This window comes from Staphylococcus sp. HL28 (assembly GCF_021117155.1).
GTDB lineage: Bacteria > Bacillota > Bacilli > Staphylococcales > Staphylococcaceae > Staphylococcus > Staphylococcus warneri.
This window is the reverse complement of the sequence record NZ_CP088218.1, coordinates 1,796,821-1,813,935: the sequence shown is the minus strand read 5'-3', so window position 1 is coordinate 1,813,935 and position 17,115 is coordinate 1,796,821. Positions and strand designations below refer to the sequence as shown.

The following is a 17,115-nucleotide window of genomic DNA, read 5'->3' as shown; positions in this document are numbered from 1 at the left end:
GAGACATTTATTTTGTCCCAGGATTTTTTATTTATATATGGAAAGTTTGAAGTATGGATAAAATAATTTATTCTAATCTACCTATTCTGACATCATGTATACCAGTTATTGGTAAAGTAGCTGATAAATAATAAGAAAGTCCGATAATAATTAATAAACATATGATCAATATAATATCTTTGTATGAGAATGGTGCATGATAATAATACGTTCTTGGACCATCTTTAAAACCTTTAGACTCCATTGCAACAGATAATTGATGTGCACGTCGTATGTTTTGACTTAATAAAGGAATAATTAAATGTTTGAGCCTTTTGAATCCTCTATAATTTGATTTATCTATCATTTGATATCTCATTTTTAATGAACGTCGTAGTTGAATTAAAGAACTAATGATTAAAGGTATCATTCTAATTGCAGCCATAAAGGCATAGGCAACTTTAGGTTTTACTTTTAAGTGTTGCATTAGACTATAAAATATCATGACCACTTGCGATGTTAATGCAATAAGAATACCAAACATCGACACTGTAATTGTACGAAGTGAAAGGTGAATACCTCTAACAATACTTTCCGTACTAATTTGAATGATGCCAAATTTAAATAATATGTGGTCACCATCACCATATAAAATCATGAATAATGATGACAATAAAGCAAAGAACGTGGTTGCTAGTATAAAGGCACCAGTAATTTTAAATTGCGTTCCGTTAAACATAAGTAAAAAGATAAACATGAGACAAACGATATAAATCATAAAGTCAAAGTTATGAATAAAAATAATAAAGAAAAATAGCAGAATGCCTAAAATGAGTTTAGTAATAATATTGACGTCATCCATAAAGGTGTGTCTAATTTTCCAATGTTCAAACATGTTGATCACCTTTGATTTCTGTTAAATATTGATTTTCAATTATCCATTGACGTGTTGGATAGCGTTTAATAATTTCCGGATCATGAGTAACCATTATGATACTTTGACCTTTAGATACTCTCTCTTGAAATAGTTCTATTAACTGAAACGTATTGTGGCTATCTAAACCAAAAGTCGGTTCATCTAATAGGATGATATCTGCGTCTGAACTTAATGCCGTTGCAACACTTAGCCTACGTTTTTGACCCATTGATATTTCATAGGGATGTTGATTTTTAACATTTGTTAAGTCTAGTAAATCTAATAAATCGAGGGTTTTAGATTTTGCACTAGATGGATCTAAATGGTTAAAGTGAATCAGTATTTCATCATAGACAGAGTTAGTGATAAATTGAAGTTCTGGATTCTGATAAACAAGATACATGTGCTTTGCAGCATCTTTAATTTTACGTAATTCTTGACCTTGAAATGTCATAATGCCTTTATATTTAATTAATTGCAATATTGATTCCAGTAAAGAGGTTTTACCAGTACCGTTTTGACCAGTTATCGTGATCCACTCACCTGAATGAATAGTTAGTTGATCCACTTTAAATAAATCTTTTTTATTACGAATGATGGCACCATTTTGAAATTTAAATAATGGCTCTTCTGACGATAGGGCCATATGTTTAGGTTCAGGTGCGTAATGCCATGCATTTGGATGCCACACGCCGTATTCACTAAGTAAATGTTCATAATGCTTTAAAATATGATTTGGCGTATCGTCTGCAATGATTTGTCCTTCATAGTTCATTAATAAAACTCTATCCGCATGTTGCCAAATATGTTCGACCTTATGTTCGACTATGAGTACTGTTTGATCTTCCCAAAGCTTGATTAAACGTTGCCATAAATCCGATGTAGCATCAACATCTAACATTGCAGTGGGTTCATCTAAAAATAGCGTATCTGCTTGTTGTAATATTGTTTCAACGATAGCTAATTTTTGTTTCATACCACCACTTAATTGATTGATTTGTGTATTTTCAGTTACATTTAAATTCACTGATGTTAATGCTTGGTTAATAGCTTCATCCATATCTTGTCTGGGAACTTGTCTGTTCTCTAAAACAAAGGCAAGTTCTTCATAAACTTTAGGCATACAAAATTGTGAATCAGGATCTTGAAAGATCACGCCATTATGCTGATTAATTTGCAATTCATCATACTTCATAGGTAATTCTATTAAATTGGGTACAATACCACTTAATACATTTAAAAGCGTACTTTTACCAGAACCAGATGGTCCTAGTAAAAGTACTTTTTCTTTATCTTTTATTTCTATATTTAGATTATCAAAAATTTTTCGATGCCCATTTGGATATTTCAAACGTAAATTTGTAACTTTTAACACTTTTAAGTCCCCTTATAATGTATCGTAATCATCTTTAGAAGCGGGTCTGAACACTTTAGTTACACCAGTTTGATCCAATGCTTTGACCAATAAATAAGATAATAAACCAGCGATGATAATACCACTAATCGCACGGAAAACAATGAATAAAATTAAGTTCCAACCAGCAACTTCATTTAAATAACCATAAAAATAGTCGACTGGGAATGAAACAAGTGCAGTCACTAGTCCCGCAAGCATAGCTACCATGACTGAACGAGACTGGTATTTGAAAATGGCGAAGATAATCTCACATGCTAAACCTTGTAGTAGAGCATAAATGATTGTAGGTATATCAAATTTACCCATCACAATTGTTTCACCGGCACCTGCAGCAAACTCAGCAAGTAAGGCGATACCTGGCTTAGGAATAATTAAATAACAAACAATCGCAGCCATAAACCATACACCATATGTTAATTGCTCAAGGTGTAAGCCAGCGACTTGTGCAACATTATAAAATAGCCACCATAAATTATAAATAATGGCAAAAATTACAGAGATAAGCACTGTCACTAATATCTCAGAAAGCTTTAAACCTTTTGACATAAAAACATCCTCCTAAAAAAACGCACAACCATCTCTAGGAAAGTTGTGCGTAAAACATAAGAATATGATTCAACATACGATTATAATCTTTGTTAATTACACTTTCCTACGCTAGTATCTAGCTAGATCAGGTTCAAAGGGTTTGAGGGTAAACCTCATCTCAGTTCAAAACACCCCTAGTGCGTTTATTATTTTTAATTTGTCTTTAATGTATGATTTTTCATGTGGATTGTCAAGGTCATAATTAAGTTGAAAGGATCAAATAAAAGCATTATGACGTTTAATAGTTTAAGTTTAGCAATATGATTTTATTTCGCTATTGTTTTAGTGACATATCAAAATAAATTTCTACATAAAAATCTCCAGGTGATTTAAAGAAGAAAGTATACGAATTATGTGTGAATTCAGGATTTCCTGGGTTATAGCCGTCTTTCAATAATCTTTGATATAATAAATCTACAGATTCTTCGCTATCTTGAATAAAACCAATGTGATAATTTTCAGGATAATCAATGCGTTGCCCATACATAATATTAAATAAAAAACCTTCTGAATCTCTTAATGAGGCAAATTGTTCACCGATATCAATTGTACATTTCATATTGAAATATTTTTCATAAAATTGTCTTGTTTCAATAACGTTATTTACTACTATATTTACGTGACTAAATTTCATATTCATTCTCCAACTATCCTACAATATTTTCTAATTAAAAAACACCAAACGTATGATGGTCTATACGTTTGGTGAATAAAATAAAAGTATATTACCTAAATACAATTTAATTTAATTTAACGCATCGTCAATATCTTTTTTAGTTTGTTCTGTATCATTTGTTTTTTCTTCTTTTTGTTCTTTTAATTTTTCTTCTGCTTCTTTGGCTTTTTCAGCTGATTTTTTTGCAAATTCTTCATTACTCATAATAAATCCACCCCTAATTGTGTTTTATTGTTTACATACACCTTTTACCCAGTTATGCTAATAATAAACTTTTCTAGGTCTATAGACGTATTTAATGATTTATTAAAGACAAGAATAAGTTCTTCATATATAATAACTTTTGAGGTGAATAGTATGTCTTTTCTTAAGAAACACACCGAGATTATATTTAGTTATATCATCGGTATCGTTTCACTTTTCACAGGACTCATTATATTAATTAACTTACCGCTTATTAAACAATTAAATGGAGATAAGAAGGTAAATACACATGTGTATAATATATGGGAATTCCTGAACGCATTTTTCGCTGAAATAATTAAAGTGATGAGTAGATTTATCGGGGGTTTCCCAATTGTAAGTGCCATAATTATTATATTATTTGGTATCTTAGTAATGTTACTAGGTCATACGTTATTTAGAACCATTAAGTATGATTATGATATTTCAATTTTCTTTTTAGTCATAGGAGTAATGTACTTCTTAATTACTTTAGTTCTTATGATGCAAGTGTATGGGTTCTTTGGTATCGTATTTATTATTCCTTTCATCATACATATCGGTTACATTGTATATAAAGATGAATTGAATAGTGATAATGGAAAAAGTCATTATATGTGGATTATAGTGTCATATGGTATCAGTTACCTTATTACTCAAATTGCATTACATGGTCGTATTGATGCTAATGAAATTGAATCTATTGATATCTTAAGTGTTAATACATTCTTTATTATTATGTGGTTATTAGGACAAATGTCAATTTGGAACTTCTTGTTCTTAAGACGTGCTCTACCGCTTACAAAACAAGAACTAGGCGAAGAAGAACCTGAATTATCAAGAACAAGTAAAGGTAATGTCTCAAATCAAACTAAAGTTCACTTAAAACAACTACAAGATAAGACAACAGAATATGCACGTAAAACAAGAAGAAGTGTTGATTTAGAAAGAATTAGAGTTAAAAGAGATAAATTTAAAGAGAAAGTAAAAAATATTGTTGATATTCAAGAAGATGATATTCCAAATTGGATGAGAAAGCCAAAATGGATAAAACCAATGTATGTTGAAATTTTCTGTGGTTTAGTTATATTCTTCTTTACATTCTTAGAATTTAATAACAGAAATGCATTGTTCTTATCTGGAGAATGGGAATTATCACAAACGCAATATGTGATTGAATGGGTAACATTATTATTACTTTTATTCATTATCATAGTTTATATTGCTACAACACTTACTTATTTCTTAAGAGGTAAATTTTACTTCTTACAATTATTTATGGGAAGTATCTTATTCTTTAAATTATTAACTGAATTCATAAATATTATGGTTCACGGATTATTATTATCTGTATTTATTACACCAACTTTATTGCTTATGTTACTAGCAATGATTGTTGCTTATTCATTACAGTTAAGAGATAAACCAAAAGAATAATGAAAAGAAATATTAAAACAAATTAATCTAAACAAATCACACGTGTTATAGGGTGGGTTACAATTCCTTCTTTAATCGATCGAATTGTAAACTCACTCTTTTTTGTTAGAAAATAGGACTTAGTAGCATTCTTTGTTAAAATAATAAATGAATCATTCAATTAGTAAATATATATAATGTAAAATGCATTTACGAATCAACATAGCAATGTAACGGTTGAAGAAATTAAATGTATAAAAGAGAGGTTAGTGTAATAAATGAAGATTGCAACTTTAAATAGAGGTAAAGAATCAAAATATCACAATCAATATCCTTTAATTGATGAAGAAGATATTTATGCTCAAGATCATCTTAAAGAAGGTGATTTATTCAAATTAGTTGATGGAAAAGACCAATATGTAGCAACTGCTTATGTAGGTAGACAACATAAAGGTTTAGGTTGGGTATTGAGTTATGATCCATCTGAAGATATTAATACTTCATTTTTTAAACGATTATTTGAAAAAGCTTTAGAAGAACGAGAATATTACTATCATATAGATGGTACGAATGCTTTTAGATTGTTCAATGCTGAAGGTGATGGCGTCGGTGGTTTAACGATTGACAATTATGATGGCCATTTATTAATTCAATGGTATTCAAAAGGCATTTACAAATTTAGATATCATATATTAGAAGCTATCAAAACAGTCTTTGAATATCAGTCTATCTACGAAAAAATGCGATTTAAAGATACTGAATATACAGGTGGATTTGTTGAGGGAGAACAACAAGCATTTCCAATCGTTATCGAAGAGAACTTCACTTTTTATAATGTGGATTTAGATGATGGCTTAATGACAGGTATCTTCCTAGATCAAAAAGAAGTAAGAAAGAAATTGCGCGATCAATTTTCAGAAGGACGTCATCTTTTAAATGTGTTTAGCTATACAGGCGCTTTTTCTGTAGTATCTGCAAATAATGCTAAATCAACAACTAGTGTAGACTTAGCTAATCGATCAAGAGGATTAACCGAAGAGAATTTTGGACTTAATGCTATTGATCCTAAATCACAATATATTTATGTCATGGATACATTTGATTTTTATAATTATGCAAAACGCCACGGACATCAATATGACACTATTGTGATTGATCCACCAAGTTTTGCACGAAATAAAAAGAAAACATTTTCAGTACAAAAAGATTACGACAAATTGATTAATGGTGCTCTAGAAATATTGTCATCAAAAGGTACATTATTATTATGCACAAATTCAAGCGTGTTTTCTTTAAAGGCGTTTAAAAATGTAATTAAAACAACATTAGATGAAGCTGAAGTTGATTATGAAATTAATGAAGTGATGGGATTACCTAAAGATTTTAAAACACATCCACATTACAAACCTTCAAAGTATTTAAAAGCAATTTTTGTTAATATTGAGCATTAAATAGTTGTAATCTGGGTATAGAGTCTTATTGAAATAAGATTCATGGGAGTGTGAATAAGATGAGCATAAGAAATAAAATGACGAACAGAGTCACAAATACAGTTGGTAATAAAGTATTAAATATTGAAGAAATCAAAGAAAAAAGTAATTTACCTGTGACTCAAAATGAGTTACAACAAAGACGTGCACAAGCAGAAAATCTCGTTAAGAAGAAATCTTTACTATCATCAGGAATGAGTGTAGTACCAATTCCTGGATTAGACTTTGGTGTTGATATAAAATTAATGAGAGATATCATTAGTGATGTCAATAAAATTTATGGACTAGATCATAAACAAGTTAATTCATTAAGTGATGACGTTAGAGAACGAATAATGTCTGCTGCAGCTATTCAAGGTAGTCAGTTTATTGGTAAAAAATTAACCAATGCACTTATGAAAGTAGTAATTAGAGATGTGGCAAAACGTACTGCAGCTAAACAAACTAAATGGTTCCCATTTGTAGGACAAGCAGTTTCAGCATCAATTAGTTATTACTTTATGAAAAGATTAGGTCAAGATCATATCGAAAAATGTGAAAAAGTCATCAAAGAGTTACTTTAAGGGATATAATTTGTTAAAAAATTGTAGAAATATACTGAAACCGGTTTTAAAGAAATTGAATTTAACTATTGGTTTTGGTAAAGTTAAGGTATAAAAATTTATGTTAGATTGTAAGTATATTGAAGATTCTAACTTATAGAAGGAGAAATAAATTATGGAACAAAAATCATATGTAATTATCGACGAAACAGGAATCCACGCTCGCCCAGCTACAATGTTGGTACAAACAGCTTCAAAATTTGATTCAGATATTCAATTAGAATATAACGGTAAAAAAGTAAACTTAAAATCAATCATGGGTGTTATGAGTTTAGGTGTAGGTAAAGATGCTGAAATTACAATTTATGCTGACGGTAGCGATGAGGCAGATGCAATCGAATCTATCAGTGATGTCTTATCAAAAGAAGGTTTAACTAAGTAATATGTCTAAATTAATTAATGGTATTGCTGCATCTGATGGTGTAGCAATCGCTAAAGCTTACTTAATAGTTGAGCCAGATTTATCTTTTGATAGCAGTGAAACAATCACTGATGTTGAAGGTGAAACTAGCAAATTCAATAACGCTATCGAAGCATCTAAAATTGAATTAACTAAAATAAGAAATAATGCAGAAGTTCAATTAGGCGCTGATAAAGCTGCCATTTTTGATGCGCATTTACTTGTTTTAGATGATCCAGAATTAATTCAACCAATTCAAGATAAAATTAAGAACGATCATGTTAATGCTGCTACAGCATTAAATGAGGTTACAACTCAATTCATTACTATATTTGAATCAATGGATAATGAATATATGAAAGAACGTGCTGCAGACATTAGAGACGTATCTAAACGTGTGTTAGCACATATTCTTGGGGTTGAATTACCAAACCCAAGTATGATTGATGAAAGTGTTGTTATTATTGGTAATGACTTAACACCTTCTGATACTGCACAGTTAAATAAAGAATTCGTTCAAGGTTTTGTAACGAATATTGGCGGTAGAACAAGTCACTCTGCGATTATGAGTCGTTCATTAGAAATCGCAGCAGTAGTTGGTACTAAATCAATCACTAAAGAAGTGAAACAAGGCGATATGATTATCGTTGATGGTTTAACTGGTGATGTTATTATCGATCCTACAGAAGATGAAGTTATCGCTTATCAAAATAAACGTGAACGTTTCTTTGAAGATAAACAAGAATTACAAAAATTACGTGATGCTGAAACAGTAACTGTTGATGGTGTTCACGCAGAGTTAGCAGCTAATATTGGTACACCAAATGATTTACCAGGTGTAATTGAAAATGGTGCACAAGGTATTGGCTTATATCGTACTGAGTTCTTATACATGGGTAGAGATCAATTACCTACTGAAGAAGAACAATTTGAAGCATACAAAAAAGTATTAGAAACTATGGATGGTAAACGTGTTGTTGTTCGTACATTGGATATCGGTGGCGACAAAGAATTACCATACTTAGATTTACCAGACGAAATGAATCCATTCCTAGGATACAGAGCGATTCGTCTTTGCTTAGCTCAACCTGATATTTTTAGACCACAATTACGTGCATTATTACGTGCTTCAGTTTATGGTAAATTAAATATCATGTTCCCAATGGTAGCAACTATCAAGGAATTCCGTGATGCTAAAGCAATGTTATTAGAAGAAAAAGAAAATCTTCAAAACGAAGGCTATGAAGTTTCTGAAGATATTGAGTTAGGTATCATGGTTGAAATACCAGCTACAGCAGCATTAGCTGATGTATTTGCTAAAGAAGTAGATTTCTTTAGTATTGGTACAAATGACTTAATCCAATACACATTAGCAGCTGACCGTATGTCTGAACGTGTATCTTACTTATATCAACCATACAACCCGTCAATTTTACGCTTAGTAAAACAAGTCATTGAAGCTTCTCATAAAGAAGGTAAATGGACTGGTATGTGTGGTGAAATGGCAGGAGATGCTACTGCAGTACCATTACTATTAGGTTTAGGTCTAGATGAATTCTCAATGAGTCCAACATCTATTCTTAAAGCTAGAAGACAAATTAATGGTTTAAGTAAAAATGAAATGTCAGAACTAGCGAACCGTGCTATTCATTGTGCAACACAAGAAGAAGTTATGGAATTAGTTAATAACATTTCAAAATAATAATTAAAAAACCAACTAGAGCAATCTAAATTGCTTTAGTTGGTTTTTATTTAATCAGTATCTTTGTTTGTTAATCAATTACTGAATGTCAAAAGCTTGATTAATTTTATCCATATCAACTTGATACATAGGTTCATCGTTCAATAAGATAAATGGCGTCGCAAATGCATCGTAATCTATCATTTCTATACGATATTGATTATTTTTTATATTCTTTTCTGTAAAATTGACATGATTTGCTTGAAGATGATTTTTTACAAACGTACAAGGTGGACAATCATCTTGTGTATATATCGTAATATGTGACACTTCGGTCTTCCTTTCTATATGCTAATTTATATTATTCTATCTTATATTTAATTTTATAAAATATCAATGGTGTGAACATTATGTGTCTCTATAAAAATTTTATATCAAAAATTCAAGCAAAAACATTTAGTTCATCTTGATAAGGATTTATAATTTTAAGCATTGTGAAATTACAAAAATATAAATTCAAGGTGATTATATATGGATTCAGTTGAAATGAGTCGTTTGCTTACAGGTATGACCTTAGCCGTTCATATCATATTTGCGACGATTGGTGTAGGTATGCCATTAATGTTTGTTATTGCAGAATTTCTTGGCATACGTAACAATGATGCACATTATATTGCGTTAGCGAAACGATGGTCGAAAGGATATACCATTACAGTGGCTGTTGGAGTAGTGACAGGTACTATTATTGGTTTGCAATTATCGCTTGTATGGCCGACATTTATGAAAATGGGAGGACATGTGATTGCATTACCTCTATTTATGGAAACTTTCGCATTCTTTTTTGAAGCTATATTTCTTAGTATTTATCTTTATACTTGGGAAAGATTTAAGAATAAATGGATTCATTTTGTTATAGGATTACCTGTAATTATAGGTGGATCATTCTCAGCATTTTTCATTACATCAGTTAACTCCTTTATGAATACGCCAGCTGGTTTTGAAATGAAAAATGGTCGTATGGTCAATGTTCAACCATTAGAAGCGATGTTTAATTCATCGTTTATCGTAAGATCCTTCCATGTTGTTGCAACCGCTGGAATGACTATGGCGTTTATTCTCGCGGCTATTGCTGTATTTAAACTGTTAAAACAGTCGTATCCAGAAGATAAAATATATCATTTGAAAGCCTTAAAAATGACGATGATTGTTGGTTTTATTTCAACATTGTTATCGATGTTAGCAGGTGATATGTCTGCCAAATTTTTACATAAAGTACAACCAGAAAAATTAGCTGCTTATGAATGGCATTTTGACACACAATCTCAAGCCAATTTAGTATTTTTTGGTGTTTTAAATGAAAAGACAAATGAAGTATCAGGTGCAATAGAAATCCCGGGAATGTTAAGTTTCTTAGCTGATAATAATTTTAAGACAACAGTTAAAGGACTGAACGATTTTCCTAAAAACGAATTGCCTCCTTTAATTGTTCATTATTTCTTTGACTTAATGGTTTCAATGGGCGTATTCTGTTTTGTGATTTCAGGGCTATTTATGTTGATTTTATTAATTAAGAAGCTACGACACTTTATCACGCATAAGGTCGTTTTATATAGCATATTGCTTACTGGACCAGCGTCAATGTTAGCTATCGAATTTGGTTGGTTCTTAACTGAAATGGGACGCCAACCTTGGATTGTAAGAGGATATTTAAGAGTATCTCAGGCAGCGACACAAGCTGGAGGTATCACATTAGTGACGATTTTATTTGGTTTATTATATCTTGTACTCATCGTGACATCTGCATATGTACTGCTCAGAATGTTTAGAAATAAACCTGCTATCAATGATGTCAATCAAGTACTAAAAGAAAGAGGTGAAAACAAATGATATATTCATACATAGGCATTACTGTTTTATGGATATTTTTATTTTGTTATATAATCGTAGCCTCAATTGATTTTGGTGCTGGATTTTTCGCATTGCATTCTAAAATTACTGGTGAAGAGAAGAAAATCAACCATCTTATTGAAAGATATCTTAGCCCAGTATGGGAAGTCACAAATGTGTTCTTTGTATTTTTCTTTGTTGGATTTATTGGTTTCTTCCCAGATTCTGTTAAGTATTTAGGCACTGTTTTACTTGTACCAGGATCAATTGGTACGATTCTAATTTCAATAAGAAACAGTTTCTATGCTTTTGAGAATTATGGACAAGATACAAAATTACCATGGATTTTTCTATATGGATTAACAGGTTTACTTATTCCAGCTGCATTAGCAACAGCATTAACAATTTCAGAAGGCGGATATATCAAAGAGGTGGGGAACCATGTTGATTTAGACTGGGTTCAACTAATTCTAAGTCCATTTGCATGGTCAGTTGTATTCTTGGCAATTATTTCAGTCCTTTATATATCTTCTGGATTTCTTACATTCTATGCTAATAAAGCAAAGGATGAACCGGCATATCATTTAATGAGACGTTGGCATATATTTTGGGGACCACCAATGATCATCATTTCATTGTTTGTCTTTTTATCACTAAGAGTACAAAACTCAGATCATTTTAATAATGCTGTGTTTAACTATTGGTGGATGTTTGTGATAAGTTTTATCTTTTTCCTAGTTGCAGGTGCTTTAACTATTTTCAAAAGAAATCATGGTTTAGCATTTATAATGGTAATCCTGCAAATGTTATTCGCCTTCTTTGGATATGGTATGAGCAAATTACCTTATTTATTACATCCATTCGTAAAAATATCAAGTTTCCATGTGAATGATGAAATGGGTCTTGCATTGGTCATCGCATTTATTTTAGGTTTACTTTTATTAGTTCCATCGTTACTATTATTATTGAGACTATTTGTTTTCGATAAAGATTATGTTGAAGGAAAAAAATAATCAACTAAAGTAGAACAAATCATAATTTCGATTTTGTATTAGCTTTATTTAATATCATTTAAGAGAAAGTTGAATTAATCGTTGTTATGTAAATGTGTAATAAGCGGAGGACTATATGGAAAAGGAATACGTAGTAATTGGTTTAGGACGCTTTGGTGGTAGTATTGTTAGAGAACTTAACGCCTTAGATATGGATGTTATGGCCATTGATAGTGATGAGAATAGAGTTAATGAATATAGTGATATTGCAACTCATGCGGTAGTAGCGGATACTACTGATGAAGCAGTTATGAAAAGTTTAGGAATTAGAAACTTTGATCATGTTATAGTTGCTATCGGTGAAAATATTCAATCTAGTACGTTAACAACACTTATTTTAAAAGAATTAGGTGTTAAAAAGGTAACTGCCAAAGCACAAAATGATTATCATGCTAAAATATTAAATAAAATTGGTGCGGACACTGTTGTCCATCCTGAACGTGATATGGGTCGTCGTATAGCACACAATGTAGCTAGTGCGAGCGTGCTTGATTATCTAGAATTAGCAGATGAACACTCTATCGTTGAATTAAAAGCTACTGAAAAAATGACTGGCCAAACAATTATTGATTTAGATATTCGGGCACAATATGGGATTAATATTATTGCGATTAAAAGAGGAAAGCAGTTTATTGTGTCACCAGACCCAAATTTAAATATTGAAATTGGTGATATCTTAATCATGATTGGTCATGATAATGATTTAGGTCGATTTGAAAAGAACATAGCTAAATAAAAAAATGGTTTAGTCAATTATCTTGGCTAAACCATTTTTTATAAAGAAATCCCATAAGCAAAATCATAAAGATGATGGTAGCTTATGGGATATTTTATTATTATTGTTTTTTATCTTCATTAACTTTCATAATGACAGGTAAAATCATTGGTCTACGAGCTGTTTTTTCAAACAAGTACGGTTGTAAAGTCTCGATGATTGAGGATTTAATTTGATGCCATTGAATATCTTTATTTTGGTTTAATTTAGAAATAACATCAGTTTTAATACGACGTTGCGCATCATAAATAAGTTGACCAGATTCACGCATATACACAAAGCCACGTGAAATGATATCCGGACCTGAAAGTAATGTGTTTGTATTAAAGTCTATACTTACAACAACAATTACTAGACCTTCTTCAGATAATAATTTACGATCTCTGATTACCACATTACCAATATCCCCAATACCACTACCATCAACAAGTACATTACCTGATGAAATTCTACCTGCTTTACGTGCTGAATCATGAGTTAAAGCAAGTACATCACCGATATCGAAGATAAAGACGTTATCTTCGTCAACACCACAGTCAACGCCAGTTTCACCATGTGCTTTGAGCATACGATACTCACCATGAATAGGTAAGAAGTACTTAGGTTGGATTAAACGTAACATCAATTGTTGGTCGCCTTGTGATCCGTGTCCAGAAGTATGGATGTTAGAAATTTTACTGTGAATAACATCTGCACCAGCTTTATATAAAGCATTAATTGTACGGTTTATACTCTTAGTATTACCTGGAATAGGTGATGAACTAAATACAACAGTATCTTCTGGGATAATCTTGATTTGTTTATGTGTACCATTTGCGATACGAGATAATGCTGCCATAGGTTCACCTTGTGAGCCAGTACATAGAATAAGTAATTCATGTTTGGGAATATTATTGATTTTTCCTGGTTCTACAAATGTTTCTGGTGGAGCTTTAATGTATCCGAGCTCCATACCTATTTTAATATTGTTTTCCATTGAACGACCGAATGTAACAATTTTTCTATTATGCTTAACTGCTGCTTCAACTGCTTGTTGAACACGATAGATGTTCGAAGCAAATGTCGCGAAAATGATACGACCCTTACAATTACGGAAAATTTTATCAACATTTTGTCCTACTTCACGTTCACTAAGAGTAAAGTCAGGAACTAATGCATTCGTAGAATCAGATAGAAGACAAAGTACGCCTTCTTCACCTAATTTAGCCATTTTTGCAATGTTTGCTGGCTCGCCTACAGGTGTGAAATCAAATTTAAAGTCACCAGTATGAACAATTTTACCTTCAGGTGTATCAACAATAACACCATATGCTTCAGGTATACTGTGTGTTGTAAGATAGAAAGATATTTCAAAGTGTTTGGATTTAATCACACTATCTTCATTGATTTCATTTAATTGAGCCGTACGTAATAAATTATGTTCTTCTAATTTGTTTCTAATCAAGCCTAAAGCTAATGGACCACCGTAAATAGGTACATTAATTTGCTTTAATAGGAAGGGCACACCACCTATATGATCTTCGTGTCCATGAGTGATAAACAGACCAACGATTTTATCTTGGTTCTGTTCTAAGTAAGTGTAATCAGGAATTACATAATCAATTCCTAGTAGATTATCATCTGGGAATTTAATACCCGCATCAATAATCACGATTTCATTTTTGTACTCGATAGCATAAGTATTTTTACCTACTTCACCTAAACCACCAAGTGCATATACACCTACTTCATTTTGATGTAATTGCTTCATTATTCAGCGTTCTCCACATTAAAATGATCTGAATGTTCTTTTTCGTAATCTAAATGTGCGCCCTCTAATTTAGTGATAAATTCGATATTAAAATTACGGTCTTTTAAATAACGTCTTACTTGTTCTTCAGTTTGTGCTTCAACATAAATAGTTTGCGTGTTTTCACGCACGATAACTTCATCTTTATTATGTTGATAGAATACTTTAAATACTGCCATTGATATAATTCCTCCTAAGGATTATTTTTAATATTTATTCAAGTCCCGTGGTTGATAGCTCGGGTTATTAAAGATAGAAATCAGGTTTTATCATAGATATTGTTCTTCAATAAAAGTATGTGTATTTAAATTTAATAATAGACATACCAGCTAATCTAAATAAATATACAACTATAATTATTTAATTTCACTGCCGAGTATGTTTTCCAGGGAAATCATGTCGTTCAATTTTTGAAAAATAGGATTAATTCACTAAGATTTCAGTTAATGTATATTTTACATGATGTATCAAAAGAAATAAAGCAGTTTTATCATTAAGTGAGCGAACTGGACATGTAATATAGTAAGAACCTTTAATCTGTATTTAGCTTTTGGAAAAACAATATATAACATTAGTCACAGCATCAAACTTATTTATTTAAACGCTATTGTTTTATTTGATTGAAATCTATCAAACAAAAAACCTCGAAAGAGATGTTACTTTCGAGGTTAAATCAAATCATGCTTCTACTGCATCTGGATGTGGTGCTAAAGGATTAGCATCATCAATATAATCATAGAACATAATGCCATTTAAATGATCTATTTCGTGTTGGAAAACGATAGCTGGATAGCCTTTTAAACGTAATTTTACGTCATTACCATCGATATCCTGAGCTTTAATCGTAACTCTATTATGACGATGGACTAAACCAGGAATATTTTCGTCCACACTTAGGCAACCCTCACCAGTTGGCAAATAGGCTTCTTGAACACTATAACTCATCACTTTTGGATTAACTAGCATGTAATCATATGATTTACCATTTCCATCATCTGGTAAATAAACGGCAATCATTCTTTTTGATACATTAATTTGTGGTGCAGCTAAACCCACACCAGAGCGTAAACCATATTTTTTTGCGATGTCATCATCCTGACTATTAATTAAAAACTCGCGCATCGCTTTCAATGTTTCTTTATCTTCATTTGACAAAGGGAAACTTAATTCTTGAGCTTTTTCACGAAGTGTTGGATGACCATCTCTTATTATATCTTTCATTGTTATCATGTCTGACACCTTCCTTAATTACAAATATACCAAATATAATAGGTAGAAGTACATTGAAGTAAATTAGATTATTAGTAGAAAATGAAAATAAAAGTTAAAATAAGAATATGCATGAATTATGATGTGTTACGAAAGTACGAAAAATTAAGTATGAAGATATGTAAACGTGATATGTTTCTGAAGTATAACCGTTAATAATGTACATGATTAGGGGTTAAAATAGACGTTAGATATTTAGCCAATTTCTTTGATTTATGAGAGAGATTTATTTATGATAACAATCGTACAACTTTGAGGAGGATACAGAAATGAAGTTAAACAAAACAATAGTAGTTGTTGCAACATCTGCAGTATTACTAGCCGGATGTACAACAGATAAAAAAGAAATTAAAGCATATGATGAACAAGTTCAAAATGCTTTTGATAAAGAGAAACCAGTTGCAAATGTGAGTAAAAAAATTAATAAATTAGAAGAAGAGAAACAAAAGTTATTTAAAAAAGCTAACGAGAAAGACCAACAAACAAGAGAAAAAGCAGCGAATGACATTGTTGGTAATGTAGAAAAACGCGAAAAAGAATTTAAGAAAGAAGAAAAAGCGTTAGACGATTCTGAAAAAGAATTTAAAAAGGCAGAATCACATATCGACAATATAGATAATAAAGATAAGAAAAAAGAAGTTGAAGAATTAGATAAAGCTATTAAAGATAAATATAAATCACATAGCGATTATGCAAAGGCTTACAAAAAAGCGCTTGAAAAAGAAAAATCACTGTTTAGTTTTATCAATAAAGATGGTGCAACACAAGACCAAGTTGATGGAAAATCAAAAGAGTTAGGCAAAGCATATAAAGATATGAATAAGAAATTTAAAGCGTATTCAAAAGCGATGAATAAGGTAAATAAAGAAAAACAAGATGTAGATCAATTAAAATAATTTTATGACTGATACAGATATGGAGAATGTAGTAGTACAGTTCTCACATCTGTATCTTTT

18 protein-coding genes and 1 riboswitch are annotated in these 17,115 nt (G+C 31.1%); of the genes, 9 read left to right on the top strand and 9 right to left on the bottom strand.

Features of this window, described 5'->3' with window-relative positions; all coding sequences use genetic code 11:
- Positions 1 to 67: 67 nt before the first annotated feature.
- From LPC11_RS08810 to graF, 5 genes are all read right to left on the bottom strand, one after another.
- The gene (locus tag LPC11_RS08810) at positions 68 to 874 is read right to left on the bottom strand and encodes an energy-coupling factor transporter transmembrane component T family protein (protein ID WP_104681657.1); all 807 of its coding nucleotides are present in this window, start codon (positions 872 to 874) and stop codon (positions 68 to 70) included.
- Complete coding sequence (locus LPC11_RS08805) at positions 867 to 2,270, bottom strand: ABC transporter ATP-binding protein (RefSeq protein ID WP_023375063.1); 1,404 nt, start codon at positions 2,268 to 2,270, stop codon at positions 867 to 869. The genes LPC11_RS08810 and LPC11_RS08805 overlap by 8 nt, the downstream gene beginning before the upstream one ends.
- A 12-nt stretch (positions 2,271 to 2,282) precedes the next feature.
- Complete coding sequence (locus LPC11_RS08800; RefSeq protein WP_023375064.1) at positions 2,283 to 2,858, bottom strand: ECF transporter S component; 576 nt, start codon at positions 2,856 to 2,858, stop codon at positions 2,283 to 2,285.
- An 86-nt stretch (positions 2,859 to 2,944) separates the two neighbouring features.
- A riboswitch (TPP riboswitch) is annotated at positions 2,945 to 3,046 on the bottom strand.
- Positions 3,047 to 3,174: 128 nt separating this feature from the next.
- Entirely contained in the window at positions 3,175 to 3,534 is a 360-nt protein-coding gene (locus LPC11_RS08795; protein WP_023375065.1) for a VOC family protein, read from the bottom strand.
- Between the two features lie 111 nt (positions 3,535 to 3,645).
- Positions 3,646 to 3,780, bottom strand: a complete 135-nt coding sequence (gene graF, locus LPC11_RS08790) for a glycopeptide resistance-associated protein GraF (RefSeq protein ID WP_002450705.1) — start codon at positions 3,778 to 3,780, stop codon at positions 3,646 to 3,648.
- Positions 3,781 to 3,933: 153 nt separating this feature from the next.
- Here graF and auxA point away from each other — a divergent pair, with 153 nt between their 5' ends.
- The 5 genes from auxA to ptsP all read left to right on the top strand — a co-directional run bounded on the left by auxA (position 3,934) and on the right by ptsP (position 9,408).
- A complete protein-coding gene (gene auxA / locus LPC11_RS08785) occupies positions 3,934 to 5,235 on the top strand; it encodes a lipoteichoic acid stability factor AuxA (protein WP_231307222.1) in 1,302 nt (433 codons plus the stop codon).
- A 257-nt stretch (positions 5,236 to 5,492) separates the two neighbouring features.
- Entirely contained in the window at positions 5,493 to 6,665 is a 1,173-nt protein-coding gene (locus tag LPC11_RS08780) for a class I SAM-dependent rRNA methyltransferase (protein WP_023375066.1), read from the top strand.
- A 59-nt stretch (positions 6,666 to 6,724) separates the two neighbouring features.
- Entirely contained in the window at positions 6,725 to 7,267 is a 543-nt protein-coding gene (locus LPC11_RS08775; protein ID WP_002465585.1) for a DUF697 domain-containing protein, read from the top strand.
- Positions 7,268 to 7,421: 154 nt separating this feature from the next.
- Positions 7,422 to 7,688, top strand: coding sequence for a phosphocarrier protein HPr (locus LPC11_RS08770; protein ID WP_002450701.1), 267 nt, complete (start codon positions 7,422 to 7,424; stop codon positions 7,686 to 7,688).
- A 1-nt stretch (position 7,689) separates the two neighbouring features.
- Positions 7,690 to 9,408 carry a phosphoenolpyruvate--protein phosphotransferase gene (gene ptsP, locus LPC11_RS08765; protein ID WP_023375067.1) on the top strand — a complete coding sequence of 573 codons (1,719 nt, stop codon included), beginning with the start codon at positions 7,690 to 7,692 and terminating at the stop codon, positions 9,406 to 9,408.
- A 78-nt stretch (positions 9,409 to 9,486) separates the two neighbouring features.
- Here the strand turns inward: ptsP and LPC11_RS08760 are convergent, their stop codons facing one another.
- Positions 9,487 to 9,717 (bottom strand): glutaredoxin family protein, encoded by a 231-nt coding sequence (locus LPC11_RS08760; RefSeq protein ID WP_023375068.1) that lies wholly within the window; start codon positions 9,715 to 9,717, stop codon positions 9,487 to 9,489.
- 201 nt (positions 9,718 to 9,918) lie between these two features.
- Here LPC11_RS08760 and LPC11_RS08755 point away from each other — a divergent pair, with 201 nt between their 5' ends.
- From LPC11_RS08755 to LPC11_RS08745, 3 genes are all read left to right on the top strand, one after another.
- Positions 9,919 to 11,274: a cytochrome ubiquinol oxidase subunit I gene (locus LPC11_RS08755; protein ID WP_023375069.1), complete on the top strand. Its 1,356-nt coding sequence runs from the start codon at positions 9,919 to 9,921 to the stop codon at positions 11,272 to 11,274.
- Positions 11,271 to 12,287 carry a cytochrome d ubiquinol oxidase subunit II gene (locus tag LPC11_RS08750; protein WP_023375070.1) on the top strand — a complete coding sequence of 339 codons (1,017 nt, stop codon included), beginning with the start codon at positions 11,271 to 11,273 and terminating at the stop codon, positions 12,285 to 12,287. Before LPC11_RS08755 ends, LPC11_RS08750 begins: the two co-directional genes overlap by 4 nt.
- Positions 12,288 to 12,402: 115 nt before the next feature.
- Positions 12,403 to 13,062 (top strand): potassium channel family protein, encoded by a 660-nt coding sequence (locus LPC11_RS08745; protein ID WP_002450696.1) that lies wholly within the window; start codon positions 12,403 to 12,405, stop codon positions 13,060 to 13,062.
- A gap of 100 nt (positions 13,063 to 13,162) precedes the next feature.
- Here LPC11_RS08745 and rnjA read toward each other — a convergent pair whose 3' ends face one another.
- The 3 genes from rnjA to def all read right to left on the bottom strand — a co-directional run bounded on the left by rnjA (position 13,163) and on the right by def (position 16,120).
- On the bottom strand, positions 13,163 to 14,851 hold the full coding sequence (gene rnjA / locus LPC11_RS08740) for a ribonuclease J1 (protein WP_231307221.1): 1,689 nt from the start codon (positions 14,849 to 14,851) through the stop codon (positions 13,163 to 13,165).
- Positions 14,851 to 15,069, bottom strand: coding sequence for a DNA-dependent RNA polymerase subunit epsilon (locus tag LPC11_RS08735; RefSeq protein ID WP_002450694.1), 219 nt, complete (start codon positions 15,067 to 15,069; stop codon positions 14,851 to 14,853). The genes rnjA and LPC11_RS08735 overlap by 1 nt, the downstream gene beginning before the upstream one ends.
- 499 nt (positions 15,070 to 15,568) lie before the next feature.
- Entirely contained in the window at positions 15,569 to 16,120 is a 552-nt protein-coding gene (gene def, locus LPC11_RS08730; RefSeq protein ID WP_023375072.1) for a peptide deformylase, read from the bottom strand.
- Positions 16,121 to 16,428: 308 nt separating this feature from the next.
- Here def and LPC11_RS08725 point away from each other — a divergent pair, with 308 nt between their 5' ends.
- Entirely contained in the window at positions 16,429 to 17,055 is a 627-nt protein-coding gene (locus tag LPC11_RS08725) for a YkyA family protein (protein ID WP_023375073.1), read from the top strand.
- The last annotated feature ends 60 nt before the right edge of the window (positions 17,056 to 17,115 follow it).